This is a genomic window from Chachezhania sediminis, assembly GCF_009765275.1.
Classification (GTDB): Bacteria; Pseudomonadota; Alphaproteobacteria; order Rhodobacterales; family Rhodobacteraceae; genus Chachezhania; species Chachezhania sediminis.
In genome coordinates this window covers 857,658-879,783 of the sequence record NZ_VOPH01000003.1, presented here as the reverse complement: position 1 = coordinate 879,783, position 22,126 = coordinate 857,658, and the positions used below count along the sequence as shown (strand labels likewise).

17 protein-coding genes are annotated in these 22,126 nt (G+C 67.1%); all 17 read right to left on the bottom strand.

Annotation, left to right across the window (positions count from 1 at the left end; translation table 11 throughout):
- Nucleotides 1-624: 624 nt before the first annotated feature.
- The 17 genes from recN to FQK05_RS13430 all read right to left on the bottom strand — a co-directional run bounded on the left by recN (nt 625) and on the right by FQK05_RS13430 (nt 22,123).
- Nucleotides 625-2,274, bottom strand: coding sequence for a DNA repair protein RecN (gene recN / locus FQK05_RS13515; protein WP_158967541.1), 1,650 nt, complete (start codon nt 2,272-2,274; stop codon nt 625-627).
- A 56-nt stretch (nt 2,275-2,330) separates the two neighbouring features.
- A complete protein-coding gene (locus FQK05_RS13510; RefSeq protein WP_407644508.1) occupies nt 2,331-3,158 on the bottom strand; it encodes an outer membrane protein assembly factor BamD in 828 nt (275 codons plus the stop codon).
- A gap of 258 nt (nt 3,159-3,416) precedes the next feature.
- Complete coding sequence (gene lpxC, locus FQK05_RS13505; protein ID WP_158967537.1) at nt 3,417-4,373, bottom strand: UDP-3-O-acyl-N-acetylglucosamine deacetylase; 957 nt, start codon at nt 4,371-4,373, stop codon at nt 3,417-3,419.
- 235 nt (nt 4,374-4,608) lie between these two features.
- Nucleotides 4,609-6,228 carry a cell division protein FtsZ gene (ftsZ, locus tag FQK05_RS13500; RefSeq protein ID WP_158967535.1) on the bottom strand — a complete coding sequence of 540 codons (1,620 nt, stop codon included), beginning with the start codon at nt 6,226-6,228 and terminating at the stop codon, nt 4,609-4,611.
- Between the two features lie 177 nt (nt 6,229-6,405).
- A complete protein-coding gene (ftsA, locus tag FQK05_RS13495) occupies nt 6,406-7,740 on the bottom strand; it encodes a cell division protein FtsA (protein WP_158967701.1) in 1,335 nt (444 codons plus the stop codon).
- A 7-nt stretch (nt 7,741-7,747) separates the two neighbouring features.
- A complete protein-coding gene (locus FQK05_RS13490) occupies nt 7,748-8,632 on the bottom strand; it encodes a cell division protein FtsQ/DivIB (RefSeq protein ID WP_158967533.1) in 885 nt (294 codons plus the stop codon).
- Entirely contained in the window at nt 8,620-9,540 is a 921-nt protein-coding gene (locus FQK05_RS13485) for a D-alanine--D-alanine ligase (protein ID WP_158967530.1), read from the bottom strand. The genes FQK05_RS13490 and FQK05_RS13485 overlap by 13 nt, the downstream gene beginning before the upstream one ends.
- Before the next feature lie 122 nt (nt 9,541-9,662).
- Nucleotides 9,663-10,631 carry a UDP-N-acetylmuramate dehydrogenase gene (murB, locus tag FQK05_RS13480; RefSeq protein ID WP_158967699.1) on the bottom strand — a complete coding sequence of 323 codons (969 nt, stop codon included), beginning with the start codon at nt 10,629-10,631 and terminating at the stop codon, nt 9,663-9,665.
- 293 nt (nt 10,632-10,924) lie between these two features.
- Nucleotides 10,925-12,337: a hypothetical protein gene (locus tag FQK05_RS25865; RefSeq protein WP_199252659.1), complete on the bottom strand. Its 1,413-nt coding sequence runs from the start codon at nt 12,335-12,337 to the stop codon at nt 10,925-10,927.
- A gap of 77 nt (nt 12,338-12,414) precedes the next feature.
- Nucleotides 12,415-13,821, bottom strand: coding sequence for a UDP-N-acetylmuramate--L-alanine ligase (gene murC, locus FQK05_RS13465; RefSeq protein WP_158967526.1), 1,407 nt, complete (start codon nt 13,819-13,821; stop codon nt 12,415-12,417).
- Between the two features lie 3 nt (nt 13,822-13,824).
- Nucleotides 13,825-14,946, bottom strand: a complete 1,122-nt coding sequence (gene murG / locus FQK05_RS13460) for an undecaprenyldiphospho-muramoylpentapeptide beta-N-acetylglucosaminyltransferase (protein ID WP_158967524.1) — start codon at nt 14,944-14,946, stop codon at nt 13,825-13,827.
- Nucleotides 14,943-16,109, bottom strand: a complete 1,167-nt coding sequence (locus tag FQK05_RS13455) for a peptidoglycan glycosyltransferase FtsW (protein WP_158967522.1) — start codon at nt 16,107-16,109, stop codon at nt 14,943-14,945. The genes murG and FQK05_RS13455 overlap by 4 nt, the downstream gene beginning before the upstream one ends.
- 204 nt (nt 16,110-16,313) lie before the next feature.
- Nucleotides 16,314-17,711, bottom strand: a complete 1,398-nt coding sequence (murD, locus tag FQK05_RS13450) for a UDP-N-acetylmuramoyl-L-alanine--D-glutamate ligase (protein WP_158967520.1) — start codon at nt 17,709-17,711, stop codon at nt 16,314-16,316.
- Nucleotides 17,708-18,121, bottom strand: a complete 414-nt coding sequence (locus tag FQK05_RS13445; RefSeq protein WP_158967518.1) for an ACT domain-containing protein — start codon at nt 18,119-18,121, stop codon at nt 17,708-17,710. The genes murD and FQK05_RS13445 overlap by 4 nt, the downstream gene beginning before the upstream one ends.
- Before the next feature lie 3 nt (nt 18,122-18,124).
- A complete protein-coding gene (mraY, locus tag FQK05_RS13440) occupies nt 18,125-19,207 on the bottom strand; it encodes a phospho-N-acetylmuramoyl-pentapeptide-transferase (protein ID WP_158967516.1) in 1,083 nt (360 codons plus the stop codon).
- A 40-nt stretch (nt 19,208-19,247) separates the two neighbouring features.
- Nucleotides 19,248-20,648, bottom strand: coding sequence for a UDP-N-acetylmuramoyl-tripeptide--D-alanyl-D-alanine ligase (locus FQK05_RS13435; RefSeq protein ID WP_158967514.1), 1,401 nt, complete (start codon nt 20,646-20,648; stop codon nt 19,248-19,250).
- Nucleotides 20,645-22,123 (bottom strand): UDP-N-acetylmuramoyl-L-alanyl-D-glutamate--2,6-diaminopimelate ligase, encoded by a 1,479-nt coding sequence (locus FQK05_RS13430; RefSeq protein ID WP_158967512.1) that lies wholly within the window; start codon nt 22,121-22,123, stop codon nt 20,645-20,647. The genes FQK05_RS13435 and FQK05_RS13430 overlap by 4 nt, the downstream gene beginning before the upstream one ends.
- Between the last annotated feature and the right edge of the window lie 3 nt (nt 22,124-22,126).

Below are 22,126 nucleotides of genomic sequence, written 5' to 3'. Positions count from 1 at the left end.
TCCGGGCTGGCGCGATGGCGGGCCGGGATCCATCTTTCCCTCATGCAAGAGCGACAGCGGACCCCAGAACCCAGGTCCCCGCCCCCTGCAGGAACGGTACGGAACGGAAAGGATCCGGGACATGAAGAAAGCCTATGTCAGACTGCTGCTCTGGGCACTGTCCTCGCCGGTGGATGAATCTGCCGAAGACGACGCCGCGGCGAAGCCCGCGCTGCGCGGCCATACCCGATCCCCGGGCTGACCGCTCCAACTGCCCCGTCCCGGCCCGAAGTTGCCGCTCGCGTGTCCACGGACGGGACGGATCCTGAACGGATCCACAAGACTGCCTCAACGACCCCTCACCTTCCCGTCGGACAAAGTCCGGCGGGATTTTTTCTTGGAAAGGCCAGGAACCGGCGGCGGCCGACACGGCCGAACGCCTGTCGGGAAAGCCGGGACGTTCCGCAGGTCGGCGCCTCCTCCGCGAAGCGGCCAGTGGACGTTATCTGTGAGATATCCCGCCCCTGAACCCGCCCCACGGCCCTGACGGACCGCCGCGCGCCGCAGGCCGGGACGGCGCACCGGACGGCATTTGCGGGAACCGCAGATCCATCGGCCACTCGCTCCCGATCCGCAGACGCGGCCTCAGCCGTCCAGCAGCGCCCTTGCCGCGGCGCGGGCCTCGTCCGAAATGCGGTCGCCCGAAAGCATCCGGGCAATCTCGTCCACGCGGGCGGGCGCATCGAGCGATACCACCGACGACAGGGTCTGTTCGTCGACGACCCGTTTTTCCACCCGCCAATGATGGCCGCCCAGGGCCGCCACCTGCGGCGAATGGGTCACGACCAGAACCTGACCGCCTTCGGCCAGCGTCTTCAGGCGGCGCCCCACGGCATCGGCCGTGGCCCCGCCGACCCCGCGGTCGATCTCGTCGAAGATCAGGGTGCGCTGGCTGTCCTCGCCCGTCAGGCAGACCTTCAGCGCCAGAAGAAACCGGCTGAGTTCCCCGCCCGAGGCGATCTTGTCCAGCGGCCCCGCCGGGGCGCCCGGATTCGTGGCCACCGTGAAGGCCACCGCGTCCCGGCCGGACGGACCGGGTTCGGCCGGTTCCATCCGCGTCTCGAACACCGCGCGGTCCATCTTCAACGGCGCCAGCTCCGCCATGACGGCCGCGTCCAGACCGCCCGCGGCCTGGGCCCTCAGGGCGCTGAGCGCACTGGCCGCCGCATCATAGGCCTGGTCGGCGGCCTTCGCCTCGGCCTCCAGCCGCGACAGGTCGGCATCGCCCGCGTCAAGGGCCGCAATCCGGGACCGCAGCGTGTCGGCAAAGCTGCCCAACGCGTCGGGCGCCACGCCATGTTTCCGGGCCATGGCACGGATGGCGAAAAGGCGCTCCTCGGTTTCTTCCAGCTCGCTCGGATCGAAGTTCAGCGCTTCCAGGCAGCGTTCGACGCCGTCCTGCGCCTCGCCCAGTTCGATCATCGTCCGGCCAAGGGCCGCGATCGGCATTTCCAGCGCCTCGCCCGCGGCCTCGGACGCGCCCTCCAGCCAGCGCATCGCGTCGCCCAGCATCCCCTCGACCCCGTCGCCGGACAGCAGCGCATGGGCGCGGGCGACATCATCCCGGATGCGCTCGGCCGCCTGCATGGTGCGGCGGCGGGCGTCCAGCGCCGCATCCTCGCCTTCCTGCGGGTCCAGCTTGTCCAGTTCGGCCACGGCGTGGCGCAGGAAGTCCTCTTCCTGCCGCGCGGCTTCCAGGCCCGCCTTGGCGTCCTCGACCGCAGTCACGGCCGCCTGACGCACCCGCCAGGCGGTGCGGACTGCATCGCGCGCGGGCCCTGCCCCGGCAAACGTGTCCAGCAGATCGCGATGGCCGCGGGGGTTCAGCAGGCCGCGGTCGTCGTGCTGACCATGAAGTTCGACCAGCGTATCCGACAGGTCGCGCAAGACCTGGCCGGAACAGCGGCGGTCGTTCACCCAGGCGGTCTTTCGGCCGTCGGGGGCGTTGATGCGGCGCAGGATCAACTCGTCGCCTGCAGGGATGCCCGCCTCGGCCAGGACGGCCAGTGCGGGGTGATCTTCGGACAGATCGAAGACCGCGGTCACCTCGCCCTGTTCGGCGCCCTGGCGGACCAGTTCGGCCCGGCCGCGCCAGCCCAAGACGAATCCCAGGGCGTCCAGCAGGATCGACTTGCCCGCCCCCGTCTCGCCCGTCAGCACGTTCAGACCCGGCCGGAACTGCAGTTCCAGCCGGTCGATGATCAGCATGTCCCGGATGTCGAGCGCGCGCAGCATGAACGTTTCTCTCAAGGAACCGGAGCGTCCCGGGATTCCCTACACGCTCCGGCGGATCAGAGCCACTTGCCTTGGATGGACTGGCGATAAATCTGGGACAGCCAGTTGTCGCCGCTGCTTTTCATCTTCAGCCCACGGGACGTCAGCAGCTTGTAGCTGTCTTCGTACCACTGCGTGGACTGGTAGTTGTAACCCAGGATCGCACCGGCCGTCTGCGCTTCGTCCACCAGGCCCAGCGACAGGTAGGCCTCGACCAGGCGGTGTAGCGCCTCAGGCGTCTGCGACGTGGTCTGGAAGTCCTCGACCACCACGCGGAAGCGGTTGATGGCAGACGTATAGTGATGGCGACGCAGGTAGTAGCGCCCGATCTCCATCTCCTTGCCCGCAAGGTGATCGAAAGCCAGGTCGAATTTCAGAATGGCCGAGGTTGCGTATTCGCTGTCGGGATAGACCTCGATCACGCGGCGCAGAGACTGCAGCGCCTGGAAGGTCAGCCCCTGGTCGCGCCCGACCTCGTCGATCTGATCGTAATAGGACAGCGCCAACAAGTACTGGGCATAGGCCGCGTCCTCGTCCGTCGGGTAGAAGTCGATGTAACGCTGCGCGGCAGCGCGGCTGTCGTCATAGTCCTTGCCCTGGTGGTAGGCATAGGCCTGCATGATCAACGCTCGCTTGGCGAGGTTGGAATAGGGATAAAGGCGTTCGACTTCCGAGAAGTACCAGGCGGCATCGTCGTTCCGCTTGCGCTCCATCTCGTACTCGCCGCGCTCAAAGATCTGCTCGGCCGTATAGCCTTCCAGATTCTGGTCGCGGTTGGCCGCCGGATCCAGCCCGTTGCAGGCGCCGAGAATCGCCAGAAGAGAGATGCACGCCAGACCGCGCATCAAACCGCTCAGCAACCCGCGCGATCCTGTGCCTGTCATGCCTGCATTTCCCCGATCTTCGCTGCCAGCGGGCCCAGTGCCGCAGCACCGGTCACTTTCCGGACCTTTAACGCCCGCCCACGTCGTCTAGCACAGTCCTAAAGGGAGCAAAACGCTTTATCCACCCGACCTTGCGCCGTCGGCAATCGCGCGACGGCATCGTCCCAGGAAACAGGCAGGAACGTGTCGCGGGGTGCCAAAGACCGCAGCCGGGCGACCTCAGGCCGCCTGGCGCGTGTCGTGGGGCAGTTCGGCGCGGGTCAGGCCCGCGCCGGGCTGCGCCGCCGCGGTCATCGGGTCGCAGTCCACGATCCGATAGGCGCCCGGTGTTGCGAAAAGCTGACGCAGCAGCGTGTTGGTGACCGCATGGCCCGCACGCCAGCCGACGTAACGGCCCAGGATCGGACCGCCGGCCAGCGACAGGTCGCCCAGGGCATCCAGCATCTTGTGGCGCACCGGCTCGTCCCGGTGGCGCAGGCCGCCCGGGGTCAGGACCTTCGGGCCGTCGACGACGACCGAGTTTTCCATCGTGCCGCCCAGGGCCAGGCCCTGCGCGTGCATCGTATCGATGTCCGAGGCGCGACAGAACGTCCGGGAATCCGACAGCTCGCGGCTGAAGGCACCGTTGCGCAGATCCAGGACCCGGCTTTGCTGGCCGATGGCCTCGTCCGGGAAGTCGATGTGGAATTCCATCACCAGCCGTTTGCCAAACCCGTCGGTCGGCGTCTTCTCGGGCAGAAGGGCGGCACGGGCAGACCCGACTTCGACCTGAACCGGGCGCAGGATCTCGATCGCGCGCACCGGCGCGTCCAGACGACGCAGACCGGCGGCGACGATGCCCCGCAGGAAAGGCGCGGCCGAACCGTCCATGATCGGCATCTCGGGGCCGTCGATCTCGATCAGTGCATTGTGGACCCCTGCCCCGGCCAGCGCGGCCATGACATGTTCCACAGTGCCGACGAAGACACCGGCCTCGTTCACCAGCTTCGTGTTCAGCGGGCCGCGTTCGACGGCATCCCAGCTGGCCGGGATCATCGCCGCCGCGCCGGACACGTCCGTCCGCCGCAGCCAGATGCCATGGCCTGCCGGTGCCGGGCGCAGCACCAACCGAACGGGCGCGCCGCTGTGAAGGCCAACACCCGAGAAGCTCACCGATTTTCCAAGCGTCTGTTGCAAGGCAACCCCGTCAATCTGCGTCCGGACATTAGCGGACTTGTTGAAAGCAGAGGTAATAAGACTGCCGCGAACCCTCAATTCAAAGTTTGCAACGGTGTGAAACACGCGAAACAAGTTCATGGGCGGGAACCCGCGCAGTGGATAAATATTGTTTAAAATCAAAGGAAAAGCCGCCCTTTTGGGGCGGCTTTGACATGACGTCACTTTGGACCGATCACATCTTTTCTGAACTGTTTCAGTTCGCCTGGCGGCGCAGGAAGGCTGGGATCTCGATCCGGTCCTGTTCTTCCTCGGCCTCGGCTGACACGCCGCGCGTCGGTTCGACACGATGCATCGGTGCGGCGGCACGGGCCACCTGCTGGGCCGGCTGTTCCTGGCCGTCGCCGCCATGTCCGGTCATCCGGTTGATCAGCGAATTCAGCCCGAACCGGCGCTGTTCGGCGGCCGGCTGCGGGGCGGCACGCTGTTCACGGGCCGGCGTCGGAGTGGCATATTGCTGCGGCCGCTGCGCGGGCGCCACGTTGTGGACCGGCTGCGGCGCGGGGCGCGGCGCGGGTTTGGGTGCCACGGTCGGCGCGACATAGGCGTCGACTTCCTCTTCCATCATGTCGTGCTGCGAACGGAAGGCCGGCATTTCGGTGCGATGGGCGGCAGCCTCGCGATAGTCGTCCAGTTCCGCAGCCGGGCGCTCGTAGGCGTCGTGCTGGTGATAGCCTTCGGACCCGTCCTCGGCCGCGGTCTCATAGCTTTCGTACTCGGCCTGGGTCTCGGCGACCTCGGCATAGACCGGCTCGGGCTCCGGGGTCGGGGCCGGCGCGGGGCGCGAGGATTCCGGGGTCAGCGGCGCGGCCATGGACCGACGCGGATGCGACTGTTCGGACGCACCGTCCGAGGCGTCGATGCCGGTGGCCACGACGCTGACGCGCATCGCACCCTTCATGTCGCTGTCGAGCGTCGAGCCCACGATGATGTTCGCCTCGGGGTCCACTTCCTCGCGGATGCGGTTCGCGGCTTCGTCCAATTCGAACAGGGTCAGGTCCGGACCGCCGGTGATGTTGATCAGGACACCCTTCGCCCCACGCAGCGAGATTTCGTCCAGCAGCGGGTTGGCGATGGCCTTCTCGGCCGCCTGGATGGCGCGGTCTTCGCCTTCGGCTTCGCCGGTGCCCATCATCGCCTTGCCCATCTCGTCCATGACGGCGCGGACATCGGCAAAGTCGAGGTTGATCAGGCCCGGGCGGACCATCAGGTCGGTCACGCCCTTGACGCCCTGGTACAGCACGTCATCGGCCATGGAAAACGCTTCGGTGAAGGTCGTCTTCTCGTTGGCCAGGCGGAACAGGTTCTGGTTCGGAATGATGATCAGCGTGTCGACGACCTGCTGCAGCGCGTCAACGCCGTCTTCGGCCTGACGCATGCGCTTGGCGCCTTCGAACTGGAAGGGCTTGGTCACGACACCGACGGTCAGAACGCCCAGTTCACGCGCGGCCTGCGCAATGATCGGCGCGGCGCCGGTTCCGGTGCCGCCGCCCATGCCCGCAGTGATGAAACACATATGCGCGCCGGCCAGGTGGTCGACGATCTGTTCGATGCTTTCCTCGGCCGCCGCGGCGCCGACGGTCGCGCGGGCCCCTGCCCCCAGACCTTCGGTGACCTTCACGCCCAGCTGGATACGGGCGGGAGCCTTGGTTTGCTGCAGAGCCTGCGCGTCGGTGTTCGCAACCACGAAGTCGACACCGTCCAACTGCTTTTCGATCATGTTGTTTACGGCATTGCCGCCCGCACCGCCGACACCGAAAACGGTGATCCGCGGCTTCAGTTCAGTCTGCTCGGGCATCGAAAGGTTCAGTGTCATCGGTGCTTCCGCCTGTTCTGCCGCCCCGTTTTCGAACGGGTTTTTTGTGTCCAACCTGAATGTAACCCTACCGCCACACAAGCCTGACGTCACTAGAAAAAACGTGATTCCGCGCAAAATATGGACCGATTCCAGCGAGTTTTCGCCGGATTTGGAACGGGAAACCAGATATTGGGTTTACCAGTTCTCTCGGAACCATCGCACCGCGCGCTTCAGGGATTTTCCGCCCGTCCGGTCCAGAGGCATCTCGAAATCCCACCATTCGTCCTGGGGGTGCGCCGCAAACAGGCTGAGGCCCACCGCGCCGGAAAAACCGGGACCCGTGGCGGCCTGCGGCAAGCCATGGACGCGCAAGGGGCGGCCCAGGCGGACCTGCTGGCCCAGGATGCGGCTGGCCAGCCCGTCAAGACCCGGGATCTGGCTGCCGCCCCCCGTCAGGACAATCTGCTGGCTGGGCAGGTGGTCAAAGCCCGCGGCATCCAGCCGGGCGCGGACCTCTTCCAGGATCTCCTCGACCCGGGGACGCATGATGCCGATCAGTTCGGCGCGGCTGACGGTGCGGCGGTCGTGTTCCCAGTCGCCCGTCTCGCCCCCGATCTCGATCATGTCGCGGTCGTCCATGCCGGTGGCATGCACCCCGCCATAAAAGGTCTTGATCCGTTCAGCGTTGTTCATGGGCACGCCCAGGCCCATCGAGATGTCGCTGGTCACATGATCGCCGCCCATCCGTAGGGTGTCGGCATAGATCATGTGCTTCTTCATGAAGATCGAGATGGACGACGACCCGCCCCCCAGGTCGATGCAGGCGGCGCCCAGTTCCTGTTCGTCTTCCACCAGCGTCGAAATGCCCGAGGCATAGGCGGACGAGGCGATGCCCGCCAATTCCAGGTCGCAGCGGCGGATGCAGTGGACCAGGTTCTGGACGGCCGCGGAATCAACTGTCAGCATGTGCATGTCGACCGCAAGCACCTGCCCCATCTGGCCACGCGGGTCGTTCAACCCCGACCGGTTGTCCAAGGCAAAGTTCACCGGCTGGGCGTGCAGAACCTCGCGCATGTCGCCGTAATCCGGCACCTCGCAGGCGGCCAGCACGCGGGCGATTTCCGGTTCGGTCACGATCTGATCCTGCAGGTCGATCTGCGCATCCAGCCCATAGGACCGCGGCCGCGCGCCGGAAAAACAGGCGATCACGTGATCGACGCGGATATCGGCCATCTTCTGGGCGGCCTGCACGGCGGTGCGGATCGCACGTTCCGTTTCCTGCATGGCCGTAATTTCGCCGAACTGGACACCGCGGGACCTTGTGGTCGCCACGCCCACGACGCGAAAGCCCGACTGACCCGCCATGGCGCCGATCTCGGATTCCGAAGACGTTCGCGCCGTCCCGTCGAAGCGCAGCACAAGGCAGGCGATCTTCGAGGTTCCGACATCGAGGATCGCGATCACGCCGCGCTGAAGCGCCTGACGCCGCATCTGTCGCATGGCCCGCTGGGATTGGTAGAGATCGGTCATCATGGCGTTACGGCTTCGTTCCGTTGAGGGTTCTGATCCTTTGAAGTTCTCCGACCGCGGCTTCGGCCATCCGGATGGTCGGACGTTCGCCAAGCCGCATGTCGACGACGGTGACATCCCGGGCCAGAAGGTCCCGGGCACTGTCGAGCGCCAGCACGCGTTCCAGCGCCGGCACGAAATCGCGTTCGGGCAGCATGATCCGCTGACCGCGGTCCAGCACCATGTCCCAGCGCCGCTCGCCCACCCGGACCAGACCGCGCAGGCGGTCGTCCAGCGGATGGGCCGCGGCGATCAGGGCCATCGCCTCGGGCACAACGCGGTCGGCACCTGCCCCGGCGATCAGCGGCAGTTCGGGATGTTCGCTGCGCAGGGCCACCGTCAGCGTCGCGGCGCCGGTCTTGTCGATCAGTTTCAGCCCGTCTTCGGACCGCCAAACGGCAACTGGCACGCGTTCCTTGACCTCGACCTGCAGGACGCCGCCGGCACGGATCCGGACGCCCGCGAATTCGACCGAGGGCATCGCCTCGATCTGCTGGCGCAGCGTGTCGATATTCAGGTCGAAGGAACTGACCGGCAGGTTCAGCGCCAGCTCGTCGCGGATCGCACGGTCGAGGCCGGGGCTGGCCCCGTCCACCGCCAGAAGACCCACGCGGAATTCGGGGCGCTCCGACACGACGGCCCGCGCGTCCATCACCGCGTCATAGACGCGGTTGCGCCGCACCTCGTCGGACAGGATCGTGAAGGCCGTACCGCCGACGATGGCCAGCGGCAGGCCGACCCGCAGGGTCAGCCGGATCGACGGCGTCAGCCACCAGCGCTGCAGGCGGTACTTCATCCGCGACGGCGCGGGATCCGCCTTCAGCTTGGGTTCCGGACGCCCTAGCGGTCGCATGAGGCATCCTCCACCAGCCAGCGGCAGAGCTTGCCGAAGCTGATCCCCATCGCCGCCGCCTGTTCCGGTGCCAGCGAGGTGGGCGTCATGCCCGGCTGGGTATTGGTTTCCAGAAGGACCAGCCCGTCGACGCCCTTCGCCTCGTCCCAGCGGAAATCGGTCCGGCTGATGCCGCGGCAGCCCAGTGCGCGGTGTGCCTTCAACGCGTAGTCCAGACACAGCGCCTCGATCTCGGCCGGGATGTTCGCCGGAATCTCGTGGCGCGATCCGCCGGGCGCATATTTGGCGTGATAGTCGTACCAGCCCGTCGTGATGATGTCCGTCACCGCCAGCGCCCGGTCGCCCATCACCGTTGTCGTCAGTTCACGGCCCGGCACGAAGGCCTCGACCATCACGGTTCCTGGCATCTCGGGCCCCATCTCGGGCGGACGGTTGGCGGCCTCCTGCACGATATAGACACCGACCGACGATCCTTCGTTGTAGGGCTTCACGACATAGGGCGGCGCCATCAGGTGGGCCTTTGCCACCTCAGCCTTGGGTGCAAGGATCGAATCCACGGCCGGCAGGCCGTGATCCTGATAGACCGTCTTGGTCCGCTGCTTGTCCATCGCCAGGGCCGAGGACAGGACACCCGAATGCGTGTAGGGGATCTTCAGCCACTCCAGGACGCCCTGGACACACCCGTCTTCGCCCCAGCGACCGTGCAGCGCATTGAAGACGACACAAGGCATTTCGGACTGAAGGCATGCGGCAAGGTCGGGGCCGGCATCAAGCTCGACCACCTCAAACCCTTCATCCCTCAGCGCGGCGACGCATTCGCGTCCGGAGGACAGGGACACTTCGCGTTCCGCGGAAGGCCCACCCAACAGTACCACAACCTTGGGATCTGTCCTGCCCGACCGATCCACGTGCTGCCTCGTTCTTGTGCCGGACCTTTGATGCGGTCCGTGTTCTTTGCCGTCCGTCCGCACGCGCCCGTTGCCTTCGGGAAATGCGCGCGAAACTGGTCCTTCTCAGGCCTGCAAGTTCTTCAGATCTTTGCCGGATCCGGTTCGAATGTGGGAACGTGCTGCCTGCCAGGGGCCGGTTCGCCGACCCTCATGATTTCCCACTCTAGCGTGAGGCCCGTTGCTTCGTAAACCTTTTTCCGCACGTGTTCGCCCAGCGTTTCAAGATCTTCCGCCGATGCCCCGCCGGTGTTGATCATGAAGTTGGAATGCTTCTCGCTCATCTGCGCGCCGCCGATGGCAAAACCGCGCAGGCCCGCATCGTCGATCACCTTCCAGGCCTTCAGGTCGTGCGTGTCGTCGGCGCGGCCGGTGGACGAAAATCCTGCCGGATTGCGAAAGGTCGACCCGGCCGTGCGGTCCTTCACCGGCTGCGAGCGGTCGCGCGCCGCCAGTTGGTCGTCCATGCGTTTTTGCAGTTCGGCCGGATCGCCCTCGGGGCCTTCGAACACGGCCTCGACCAGCACCGCGCCTTCGGGCAGGTCGCTTTGCCGGTAGCCGAAGGTCAGGTCATCAGGCGTCAGGGTCACGATCTCCCCGCTCCGCAGCACGACCCGGGCTTCGACCAGGACGTCGGCCGTGTAGGTCCCGTAGCAGCCGGCATTCATCTTTACCGCGCCGCCGATGGATCCCGGAATGGTCCGCAGGAAGGTCAGGTCCACCCCGGCCTCTGCCGCCTTCCGCGCCACATGCGCGTCCAGCGCCGCGGCGCCGGCGGTAACGCGCTGGCCGTCGACCGAGATCCCGTTGAACCCGCGCCCCAGCCGAATGACAACGGCCCGAAGACCGCCATCCCGCACGATCAGGTTCGATCCCACGCCCATCGGGAAGACCGGCACACCGGCCGGCAGGGCCTTCAGGAATTCGGAGAGGTCTTCAACATCCGCCGGCTGGAACAGCACGTCGGCCGGTCCGCCGACGCGCAGCCAGGTCAGCCCCGCCATCTCGCGCCCCAGCGTCAGGGTGCCGCGCACCTCCGGCAGATCGGTGATATCGCTCATGTGCCCCTCGCCCGTCGGTTCATGGGATCGGGTAGCGGGGAGCGAACGGTGAGGCAAGTCCCCGGACAAAGGTTACGGTGCGTGGGAACCACGCACCCTACGGATGCCGGGCAGGCGGGCTTTACCCCGCCGCCTTCCCCCACCGTACCCACCGAGCCCAAGGATCGCGCCTGACCCCGAGGGTGGGCGCAGCAGCGCCTGGACCGGCCCTTGTTCAGGGCCTGAAGCGTTGAACGTGTCATCAAATCGCGCCCGCCCTGGGGGGGGGGGGCGGGCGGGGTCGGTTAGTCTTCCGTTGGCGGAAGGCGCTTCATCGCACGTACGGTATTGATGACCTGCTTCGCCTTGCTGCCAGCGACAACCACCCCTGCCGCCGATGCGCCAGCCGCAAACGACTGTCCAGCCAGCGAAAACAGATACCCGGTCGTAAAGACCAGACCAACCTGAAGAACTCCGACGCCAGCGCTCCAGGCCCCTTCGGCCACGCTATCGACCTTCTCTCTTGGAAGCTGCTTGAAACGGTCGGCGTAAAGACGAAGTAGACCAACGGCCTGTTCAGCCTGCGCCTCGGTGGCGGCACCTTCGACCGGAACCGCCTGGCGTAGCCTGTCCAGCGCATCGTACATGGTCAGATAAACCATCATCTGACGCCTGACTTCCTGCGCTTCGATCTCGTCTGCCACGTTCTTCGAACGCAACCTCTCCAGTTCCAGCACGACCAGTTCCTGAAGCGCATCTATGGTTGGAGGAAGCTCCCGCCGATTAACCTCCAGTGCGCGTTTGACGGTTTCCCGGAGTCCAGCATCAGCACGCGGCAGCCGTGCCAGCGCTTCGTCGATGTCTTCAGGTTCGTCCTGCTGACGTGAGTGCTCTTCAACGACCTTGGCAATCGCCTCCGCCAGCCTTTCCCCTTCCGCGTCCCAGATCTCCGGATCGATCAGCGCGATGTCGTGGAGAAGCGGCCAGTTGCAGCGGCCGGCGACGAGGCTGTCGTACCAGTCCAGGCAGAAATTCAGGACCGGATCGGCTGCCGCAGAAGCCGATTGACGGTCGCGAACAGCCTTCCATGCATCAGAGTTCTCCTGCGGAGTTCCGTCGGCCTGCGGCCACAGCAGTTCGCCGCGAAGCTCCCGTCCGGATTGGAGGACACCGGCATCGCTCCGAACAAAATGCCAAGCGGAAGCGGCGTTGACGCGGGCGGCGGCGTTGGCGCGGGCGGCAGCGTTGGCGGCGCGGGCGGCGTTGGCGGCGGCGGCGCGGGCGGCGGCCGCGCGGGCGGCGGCGTTGGCGGCGTTGGCGGCGGCGGCGTAGGCGGCGCGGGCGGCGCGGGCGGCGGCGGCGCGGGCGGCGTTGGCGGCGGCGTTGGCGGCGGCGCGGGCGGCGTTGCTGATCTCGGGGGTCGGATACACCGCCGCGACCCCCGAGATCAGACTTGCACGCACAAACGGCACAATTGTTAAATCACGGTTTCGCGCAATGTCAGACGTTTGCACCCAATTCCAGAGGATCGGAAGAACCCGCGCGGAGGCACGCGATGCGATCCAGGCCCCGGCCTGTTGACGGGACATGCCACCCGGCCCGTCGGTTTCGGGCCAGGCGTTCAACCACGCCTCAAGCGTGCCTTGATCAAATGCGTCAGGTACTTCGGGAAGTTCCACCATGGCGGGCAGATTTGCCGAAGAAATCGCCTTCGGCAAGCGGTCCCGTCACAACAGGCTCAACTCAGGCACCGTCCACGCCACCGCGTAGGGTGGGGTTTACCCCGCCGCCCCGCTCAGGCGCACTTCTTCATCAGCAGTTCGGGCAGAGCATGCGCCCAGTTGGTGATGCTGCCGGCGCCAAGGCAGACGACCAGGTCCCCCGGGCGGGCCTGTTCGCGGACCAGGCGGACCAGGTCTTCCTCGTCCATGATCGCGCGGGCGTGGCGATGGCCGTGACGGATCAGGCCGTGGACCAGCGCGTCGCGGTCGGCGCCTTCGATGGGCGCTTCACCAGCCGCGTAGACATCGGTGATGCCCACGACGTCGGCCTCGTTGAAGCAGGAACAGAAATCGTCGAAGAGGTTCGACAGCCGCGAATAGCGGTGCGGCTGGTGGACGGCGATCACGCGGCCTTCGGTCGACTGGCGCGCGGCCTTCAGCACCGCCGCGATTTCCACCGGGTGGTGGCCGTAATCGTCGATGATCGTCACGCCGTCGATGGTGCCGACCTTGGTGAAGCGGCGGTTCACGCCCTTGAAGTTCGCCAGCGCGTCCCGGATTTCGGAAATCTTCATACCCAGGTGACGGGCCACGGCCACGGCGGACAGGGCGTTCGACACATTGTGTTCGCCTGGCATCGGCAGGGTGCAGCCCTCGATCACCATGTCCTCGTTCTGAAGCAGCACGTCGAAATGGGCGACCCCGGCTTCATAGCGCAGGTTCACCGCGCGGACGTCGGCCTGGGCGTTGTAGCCATAGGTCGTGACCTTGCGGTCGGTCACCTTGCCCACCAGTGCCTGTACCTCCGGGTGATCGGTGCAGCAGACCGCCACGCCGTAGAAGGGAATGTTCGACACGAAGTCCAGAAAGCCCTGGCGCAGCGCCTCGATCGATCCCCAATGCTCCATGTGCTCGGGGTCGATGTTGGTGACGATGGCGACCGTCGCGGGAAGACGGTTGAAGGAGCCGTCGCTTTCGTCGGCCTCGACCACCATCCATTCGCCTTGCCCCATCCGGGCGTTGGAGCCGTAGGCGTGGATGATCCCGCCGTTGACGACCGTAGGGTCATAGCCGCCGGCGTCCAGCAGGGTGGCAACCATGGTCGTGGTCGTGGTCTTGCCATGGGTGCCGGCGATGGCGACGTTCGATTTCAGCCGCATCAGTTCGGCCAGCATGTCGGCCCGGCGGACGACCGGCAGGCCGCGCAGGCGCGCCTCGTCCAGTTCGGGATTGCCCGGCTTGATCGCGGAAGAGATCACGACGACCGAGGCTCCTTCCAGGTTCCCCGCCTTCTGACCGATGAAGATGTCCGCCCCGAAACTTTCCAGCCGTTCCGTGATCTTGGACGGGCGCAGGTCGGACCCCTGCACGCGATAACCCAGGTTCAGGAGCACTTCGGCGATGCCCGACATGCCGATCCCGCCGATCCCGACGAAGTGGATGGCACCGACATCGGTGGGAAGTTTGGTTGCGGGGTTCATCTGCTATTCCTCCACGGCGTCTTGCGGGCCGCTTGCCTGAGTGTTGAAGGCCAGGTCTTCTACCAAGTTTGCCAGCGTCTCGGCCGCGTCGGGGCGGCCGACGGCGACGGCCGCGCGGGCCATGTATTCCGCCTGTTCGGGCTGCGACAGGATCGTGGCGATGTGCGTTGCCAGCGTTTCCTCGTCAAGCATGTTTTCGGGGATCAGGATCGCCGCATCGGCCTGAACCAGCCCACGGGCATTGGCAGTCTGGTGATCGCCGGCCGCGGCTGCGAAGGGCACCAGGATCGACGGACGGCCGATCACGGTCAGGTCGGCCACCGTCGACGCACCCGCACGCGCGATGACCAGCTGCGCCTCGGCCATGCGTTCGGGAATGTCGTTGAAAAAAGTCGATACGGTGGCCTTCACGCCCATCTCGTCATAGGCGTCGGTGACTCGGTCCACGTCCTCGGGCCGGGCCTGGTGGGATACGCGCAAACGATGGCGCAGGCGGTCCGGCAGGTCGCCGATGGCCGCGGGGACCACGTCGGACAGGATCCGCGCGCCCTGGCTGCCGCCGATCATCAGGATCGACATCGGGTAATCGCCGGGCGGGATGTAAGGGGCCCGCGCGCGGGACAGAACCGCGCCGCGCACCGGGTTGCCGACATGGACGCCATTGGCACCCTTGGGCAGGTCGGTCGGCCAGACGCCGCAGGCCACCCTGGCCACGCGGGGGGCCAGCACCGTGTTGGTCTTGCCCAGAATGCCGTTCTGTTCGTGGATCATCCGCGGGCGCCGCATCAGGATCGCAGCCCCCAACGCCGGGATCGACGGGTAGCCGCCAAAGCCCACCACCACGTCGGGCTTGTCCGCCAGCATCTGGAACATCGCGCCCAGGACGCCCCCCACCACCTGGAAGGGCACCAGCGCCTTGGCCAGGATCCCGCCCCGGGCGAAGGTGCCGCTGGACACCTCGCGGATGCGGACCTGAGCCGGGAAGCCCTGAGTGTAGCGGGCGCCACGGGCATCAGTCGACAGCGTCACGCGCCAGCCGCGGGCCAGCATGACCTCTGCCAGGGCCTGCGCCGGGAACATGTGGCCACCGGTTCCGCCGGCCGCGATCAGCAGGTGACCGCTCATCGGCGGTGACCCCGCAGAATATCGCCGATCTGGCCCTGCGCGCGCGACCGGGTAAAGGCCAGCAGCATCCCCATGGCGATGCCCCCCGCGATCAGGGACGACCCGCCATAGCTGACGAAGGGCAGCGTCATGCCCTTGGCGGGCAGCAGGCGAGCGGCCACGCCCATGTTGATCATCGCCTGCACGCCGAAGGTGCAGGCCAGGCCCGCCCCGGCCAGCCGGATGAACGGATCGCGTTCCCGCATCAGCCGCCCCAGCGAGCGCAGGACGATCATCATGTAAAGCGCGATTACGACAAGGACCAGGACCAGCCCGTATTCCTCGGCCGCAACGGCGATGATGAAGTCGGTATGGGCATCGGGCAGCGACCATTTCACCTGCCCCTCGCCCACGCCCACGCCGAAAAGCCCACCGGAACGGATCGCGTTGGCGGCAAAGCCCAGCTGGGTGGTGGGGTCAAGTTCCGTCGCCAGGAAGCCGTCGATGCGGCGGGCAACGTGGGCCGACTGGGTATAGGCGAAGGCGCCGCCCAGAACGGTGATGCCGGCCATGGCGACCAGCAACAGCATCGGCGCGCCCGCGATGAAGTACATCACGGCCCAGCCGAACAGGATCAGCGAGGCCTGGCCGAAGTCGGGCTGGGCCACCAGCATGCCCACGATGGCCGCGCACAGGATGAAGGACCAGGTCTTGCCCGGGGGGCCACCGACCTGCTGCGCGGCGGCCAGCAGCCAGGCGGCAACGACCACGAAGCCGGGTTTCAGGAATTCCGACGGCTGGACCGACCCGAAGCCTATCGAATACCAGCGGATCGCGCCCTTGCCGAAGTCGGTGCCCAGGAAGGGCAACGCCACCAGCGCAAGGAAGGAAATCAGGAAGCCCAGCGCGCCCACACGGCGGACCATGTCGGGCGACAGCATCGACACTGCCAGCATCACCACCATGGCCGCGCTGCCGAACATCGCCTGCCGCTGGACATAGTAGAACGGGTCAAGCCCGTTGCGTTCGGCCAGCGGGACCGATGCGGCAAGGCCCAGCAGAAGCCCGACGCCGAAAAGAAGGAAGATGCAGACCAAAGTCCACTTGTCGAGCGTTCGCCACCACTTCGGCAGGACGGCTTCGCCCGTCTCGCGTGGGACCGCGCCATAGACCATGTCCGTCATGGATGTTCACCGCTCGTTCCGCCGGACGCGTCAGTCGGGGTGCCTATGTCCCGCCCGCTGTTCCAGCTGCTGCCTCTGTTCTGCCCCTTTTGCGGGGTCTCGAAGCGGAGTGTACGGAAAATCGGCCAATCAGGCCAGTCAATTTGCAGCCATTGGCCGGGCCTTGCCGTCACGATGGGCCGGGGCCGAGGGGCCCGCGGGCCCCTAGCCGATGAAGCGGGCGACCTCGGCCATGAAATCGGCGCCGCGTTGTTCGAAATTGTCGTACTGGTCGAAGCTGGCGGCGGCCGGGGCCAGCAGGACGGTATCGCCCGGTTCGGCCTCGGCCACAGCGGCCGCGACGGCTTCGGCCATGGTCGTGCAGATCTGTGCCTCGACATCCAGCTGCAGGGCGAAGCCGGCCGCATCGCGCCCGATGACATAGGCCTTGGCCACCGCACCCGTGGCCCCTTTCAGCGCGCCCAGCCCGCCCTCCTTCTCCAGCCCGCCGCAGATCCAGCGGATCCGCGGGAAGGCGGCCAGGGCCTTCAGCGCGCTGTCGACATTGGTGGCCTTGCTGTCGTTGACGAAGCGGATACCGCCCCGTTCGCCCACGAACTGGCTGCGGTGCGGCAGGCCGGGATAGGTCCGCAGGCCCTGTTCGATCATCCTGGGCGCCAGCCCCAGCGCGCGCGCCGCGGCATAGGCGGCACAGGCGTTCTGGTGATTATGCGCGCCCGGCAGGCCCGCGATGTCGCGCAGGTCGATGCTGGCCTGCTGCTTGCCCTTGCGGGTTTCCGACAGGAAGCCCTTGCGCGCCATGACGTTCCAGCCCGGCCCCGCCAGCTTCTGTCCGGACGAGACACGGATCACCCGGTCATCGGCCGGCCCCTCGCCCATCTGATCGGCAAGATAGCGCCCTTCCATCTCGTCCACGCCGATCACGGCGCGGTCCGGGCCGCCTTCGGCGAACAGCCGTCGCTTGGCCGCGAAGTATCCGCCGATGCCGGCGTGCCGGTCCAGGTGGTCGGGAGACAGGTTGGTGAAGACGGCGATGTCGGGCGTCAGCGCGCGCGCCAGGTCGGTCTGGTAGGACGACAGCTCCAGCACCACGGCCGCGCCTTCGCCCGGCGGGTCGATCGACAGGACGCCCCGGCCGATATTGCCGGCCAGCTGCACCGGGCGGCCCGCGACCTCCAGGATATGATGGATCAGCGCCGCGGTCGTCGACTTGCCGTTGGATCCGGTCACCGCGATCACCCGAGGCGGGACGTCCAGCCGGTTCCACGCATCCGTCGCCAGCGACCGGAAGAACAGGCCGATATCGTTGTCGACCGGCACGCCGATGGCATAGGCCGCGGCAATCGCCGGATGCGGCTGGGGATAGAGATGCGGAATGCCGGGCGACACGACCAGCATCGACAGCGTTTCCATGACGTCGTCGCGGGTCAGGTCGGCGACCTCGTGCCCGGCCTCCTCCGCCTTCTGGCGAGAGGCCTGGTTGTCATCCCACAGGACCGGCGTGGCGCCGCCTGCGGCCAGCGCCTCGGCCGCTGCCAGACCCGACCGTCCCAGACCCAGCACGCCCACGCGGGCGCCCGTGACCCCCTGAACCGGGATCATGCGCCGATCTCCGCCCGGGCCATCAGAAGCAGCAGCGCCTCTTCTGCCAGTGCCTCGGGCACGAAGACATGATCGTGATGATAGGCCGCCACGACATTACAGGGAATGCCCGCATCGGCCAGTGTTTCGGCCACGGCCGCCGTCAGCCCCACCCCGTCCAGCGCCGAGAACACCCGCAACGTGATCCGCCGCAAGGGCAGCGGGCCAACAAGGTCCAGCCGTTCGGCATCGGCCTGCGACAGGACACCGGTCAGGCCCTCGTCCTCGACGAAGATGCCCAGGGCGGCGGCGCGGACCTGCTGGGCCAGCTCCGGCGCCTCGGCCTCGATCAGAGAGCAGAAGTGCCAGGTCTCCGGGTCAAGCTCGGGCTGCATGCCCGAGATCATCTGGGCCGTGTCTTTCACGATCATGGGTCAGCGTACCTTCAGCGTGGCCAGCCCGATCATGGCGAGGATCAGGGAGATGATCCAGAAGCGGATCACGATGGTGGGTTCTGCCCAGCCCTTTTTTTCGTAATGGTGATGGATAGGTGCCATCAGGAACACCCGCTTGCCCGTGCGCTTGAAATAGGCGACCTGGATGATCACGCTCAGCGCCTCGACCACGAAGAGACCGCCGACGATGCCCAGCACCAGTTCGTGCTTGGTCACCACCGCGATGGCCCCCAGTGCCCCCCCCAGCGCAAGCGACCCGGTGTCGCCCATGAAGACGGCGGCGGGCGGCGCGTTGTACCACAGAAAGCCCAGCCCCGCACCGAAGAGTGCAAGGGCAAAGACCAGCATCTCGCCCGCGCCGGGGACATAGTGGACCTCGAGATATTCGGTAAAGTCGACGCGGCCCACGGCATAGGCGATGGCACCCAGCGTCATGGTCGCGATCATCACCGGCATGATCGCCAGGCCGTCCAGCCCGTCGGTCAGGTTCACGGCATTGGCCGCGCCCACGATCACGAACATGGCGACGGGGATGTAGAAATAGCCCAGATGCAGCAGCAGATTCTTGAAGACCGGGACCGCCAGGTCGAACCGCAGCCCTTCGGGATGAAAGGAAATCGCCCAGACCGAGGCGATCAGCGCGATCCCGAAGCCCAGGGCCAGCCGCAACTTGCCGGGAACGCCCTTGGTGTTCTGCTTCGACACCTTGGCATAGTCGTCCCAGAAGCCGATGGCGCCATAGGACAGCATCACGAACAGCACCAGCCACACGAACGGATTGTCGAGCCGCGCCCATAGCAGCGTCGATGTCGTCAGCGCCCCCACGATCAGCAGGCCGCCCATGGTGGGCGTGCCGGCCTTGCTGAAGTGCCCTTCGGGGCCGTCGTCCCGGATCGGCTGTCCCTTGCCCTGCTTGCGGCGCAGCACGTTGATCAGCGGCCGGCCGAAGATGAAGGCGAACAGCATCGACGTCAGGAAGGCGCCGCCCGCCCGGAAGGTGATGTACCGGAACAGGTTGAAGACGTCGCCGCCATCCGAAAGATAAGTCAGCCAGTAAAGCATGCGTGCGTCCTTATTCCTGCACGTGTTGCCCGACCGGCCATCATTCCGCCGGTCCGAGCTTACGGATACCGTTTACAACTACGGCAAGCCGGGTCCCCAGCGAGCCTTTTACCAAAACCGTATCGCCGGCCCGCAGGTCGGCTTTCAGAAGCGGCACCATGTCCGCGCTGGTCGCGGCCCACAGGCCGCGGCGCGCATCTGGCAGCGCCTTGTGAAGATGGGCCATTTCGGGCCCCACGCAGTGGATTCGATGGATCGCGTCCATGGCCGGAAGATCCGCCAGCCCGGCATGAAGCGCGGTGGTGGTGGGGCCCAGTTCCAGCATGTCGCCCAGGATGGCCACGCGGCGCCCCTTCCCGCCCGCGGTGGCGGCCAGTACATCAAGCGCCGCCGCCATCGAGACCGGGTTGGCGTTGTAGCTGTCGTCGATCAGATGCAGGATCCCGTCCTTCAGCCGGATATCCTCGCGCGCGCCGCGGCCCGTGACGGCGGACCATTGCGCCAGAGCGGCCGCCGCCTGCGCCCGATTGGCGCCCAAGGCCTCGGCCGCGGCCAGCGCACCCAGACCGTTCAGGGCGAAATGGCGGCCGGGCACCGACAGGTCGAAGACGAAGTCCTCTCCCCTGGCACGGGCTGCGACCCGGGTTCCGTCTGGCGCGACGGTGATCCCGGTCGCCTGATAGGCATCCGTCGCCCCGTCGACCGAAGCGCCGAAGGGCACGACGCGGGCCGCATGGTCCGGCGCGGTGGCGGCCAGCACGGCCGCCGTGTCGATATCGGCATTGATGATCGCGGTGCCGCCCGGTTCCAGCCCCTCGAAGATCGCGGCCTTCTCGCGCGCGATGTCTTCCAGACTGTCGAAGGCTTCCAGATGGGCGGGGGCGACGGTCGTGACCATGGCGACATGCGGGCGGGTCATCCTGGCCAGCGGCGCGATCTCGCCCGGATGGTTCATGCCGATCTCGATCACGGCATACCGGGTATCGACCGGCATCCGCGCCAGAGTCAGCGGCACGCCCCAATGGTTGTTGTAACTGGCGACCGAGGCATGGGTGGCGCCCTGCGGCGCCAGCATCGTGGCCAGCATCTCCTTGGTCGAGGTCTTGCCGACACTTCCCGTGACGGCCACGACCCGCGCACCGGTCCGGGCGCGGCCGGCCTGGCCCAAAGCCTCTAGCGCGCCCTGCACGTCGTCGACCAGCAGAAGCGGCGCATCGTCTGCCACGCCGTCCGGAATGCGGCTGACCATCGCGGCCCCTGCCCCGGCCCCCAGCGCGGCAGCCACGAAATCATGGCCATCGCGGGCGGCGGTCAGGGCGATGAACAGGTCACCCGGCCGGATGGTCCGCGTGTCGATGGACAGGCCCGAAACGGTCCAGTCACCCCTAGCCTCGCCCCCCGTGGCCGTTGCGGCTTCGGCCGCGGTCCACAGAACACTCATACCGGTCGTCCTTCCAGCGCGGCGACGGCAATGCTCGCCTGCTCCACATCGTCGAAGGGCAGCACGTCGGACCCGACGATCTGGCCCGTTTCATGGCCCTTGCCCGCGATCAGCAGGGCGTCGCCGGGGCCGAGCGACGCGACGCCGCGCAGGATCGCTTCGGCCCGGTCGCCGATTTCCTCGGCCCCCGGCGCCGCGGCCAGTACGGCGGCACGGATCGCGGCGGGGTCTTCGGTCCGCGGATTGTCGTCGGTGACGATCACGTGGTTGGCATGCTGCACGGCCGCGGCGCCCATCATCGGGCGCTTCGCGGTATCCCGGTCGCCGCCGGCCCCCACGATGCAGACGATCCGGCCCAGCACATGCGGGCGCAGCGCCAGCAGCGCCGTGGCGACGGCATCGGGCGTATGGGCGAAGTCGACGAAGACCGTGGCGCCATTCGACCGCCGCGCGGCCAACTGCATCCGGCCGCGGACCGACGACAGTTCCGGCAGCGCCTTGAACACCGCCTCCGGCTCGGACCCGGAGGCAATGGCCAGGCCCGCCGCGACCAACGCGTTCTGGGCCTGGAAGCCGCCCAGCAGGTCCAGCCGGACCTGCCGCGGCATGCCACCATAGGCAAAGCGCACGTCCTGGCCCGTGGCGTCGTAGCGCTGTGCCAGAAGGTTCAGATCGCCCAGGCCCCGGCCCACGGTGATCACGCTTTGCCCACGCCCGGCGGCGATGGCGCGCATTTCCGGTCCGCGCGGATCATCGAGGTTGATCACCGCCGCCCCGTCTTCGGGCACCACCCGGCGGAACAGACCCGCCTTAGCCGCGAAATAGGCATCGAACCCATGGTGATAGTCCATGTGGTCCTGGGTCAGGTTTGTGAAGGCCCCGGCCGCAAGGTGCACGCCGTCCAGCCGCCGCTGTTCCAGACCGTGGCTGGACGCCTCCATCGCCGCATGGGTCACGCCGGCCCCGGCCGCCGCAGCCAGCATCCGGTGCAGCGTGATGGGCTCCGGCGTCGTGTGCTTCAGCGGCGCGGTCCAGGCGCCTTCGATCCCCGTGGTGCCGACGTTGATCGCGGCATGGCCCAGATGGGTCCAGATCTGGCGGACGAAGGTCGCGACGGACGTCTTGCCGTTGGTGCCGGTCACCGCGACCATGGTCGCGGGCTGCGCCCCGAACCACAGCGCCGCGGTCATCGCCAGCACCTGGCGCGGATCTTCGGCCACGACGACGGCGGCGTCGGACCCGGCAAGCGCCCCGGCCACCATCTCGGCGCCGGCCATGTCGGTCAGGATCGCGGCCGCGCCCTCTTCCAACGCCATCGGCACGAAGCGGGCGCCGTGGACCTGGGTTCCCGGCACGGCGGCGAACAGGTGTCCCGGCTTGACCTCGCGGCTGTCCACGGACAGGCCGGTGATCTGCGGATCGCGGCCGTCGCGGGCAGTCAGCCCCAACTGGCCCAGAGTTCTGGCCGACGTCATGCA

Excerpts from the sequence above, each read along its gene's own strand:
- recN (WP_158967541.1), bottom strand. The coding sequence starts at position 2,274 with ATGCTGCGCGCGCTCGACATCCGGGACATGCTGATCATCGACCGGCTG.
- FQK05_RS13510 (WP_407644508.1), bottom strand. The coding sequence starts at position 3,158 with ATGCGCGGTCTGGCGTGCATCTCTCTTCTGGCGATTCTCGGCGCCTGC.
- ftsZ (WP_158967535.1), bottom strand. The coding sequence starts at position 6,228 with ATGACACTGAACCTTTCGATGCCCGAGCAGACTGAACTGAAGCCGCGG.
- ftsA (WP_158967701.1), bottom strand. The coding sequence starts at position 7,740 with ATGACCGATCTCTACCAATCCCAGCGGGCCATGCGACAGATGCGGCGT.
- FQK05_RS13490 (WP_158967533.1), bottom strand. The coding sequence starts at position 8,632 with ATGCGACCGCTAGGGCGTCCGGAACCCAAGCTGAAGGCGGATCCCGCG.
- murC (WP_158967526.1), bottom strand. The coding sequence starts at position 13,821 with ATGAACCCCGCAACCAAACTTCCCACCGATGTCGGTGCCATCCACTTC.
- murG (WP_158967524.1), bottom strand. The coding sequence starts at position 14,946 with ATGAGCGGTCACCTGCTGATCGCGGCCGGCGGAACCGGTGGCCACATG.
- FQK05_RS13455 (WP_158967522.1), bottom strand. The coding sequence starts at position 16,109 with ATGACGGACATGGTCTATGGCGCGGTCCCACGCGAGACGGGCGAAGCC.
- murD (WP_158967520.1), bottom strand. The coding sequence starts at position 17,711 with ATGATCCCGGTTCAGGGGGTCACGGGCGCCCGCGTGGGCGTGCTGGGT.
- FQK05_RS13445 (WP_158967518.1), bottom strand. The coding sequence starts at position 18,121 with ATGATCGTGAAAGACACGGCCCAGATGATCTCGGGCATGCAGCCCGAG.
- mraY (WP_158967516.1), bottom strand. The coding sequence starts at position 19,207 with ATGCTTTACTGGCTGACTTATCTTTCGGATGGCGGCGACGTCTTCAAC.
- FQK05_RS13435 (WP_158967514.1), bottom strand. The coding sequence starts at position 20,648 with ATGAGTGTTCTGTGGACCGCGGCCGAAGCCGCAACGGCCACGGGGGGC.
- FQK05_RS13430 (WP_158967512.1), bottom strand. The coding sequence starts at position 22,123 with ATGACGTCGGCCAGAACTCTGGGCCAGTTGGGGCTGACTGCCCGCGAC.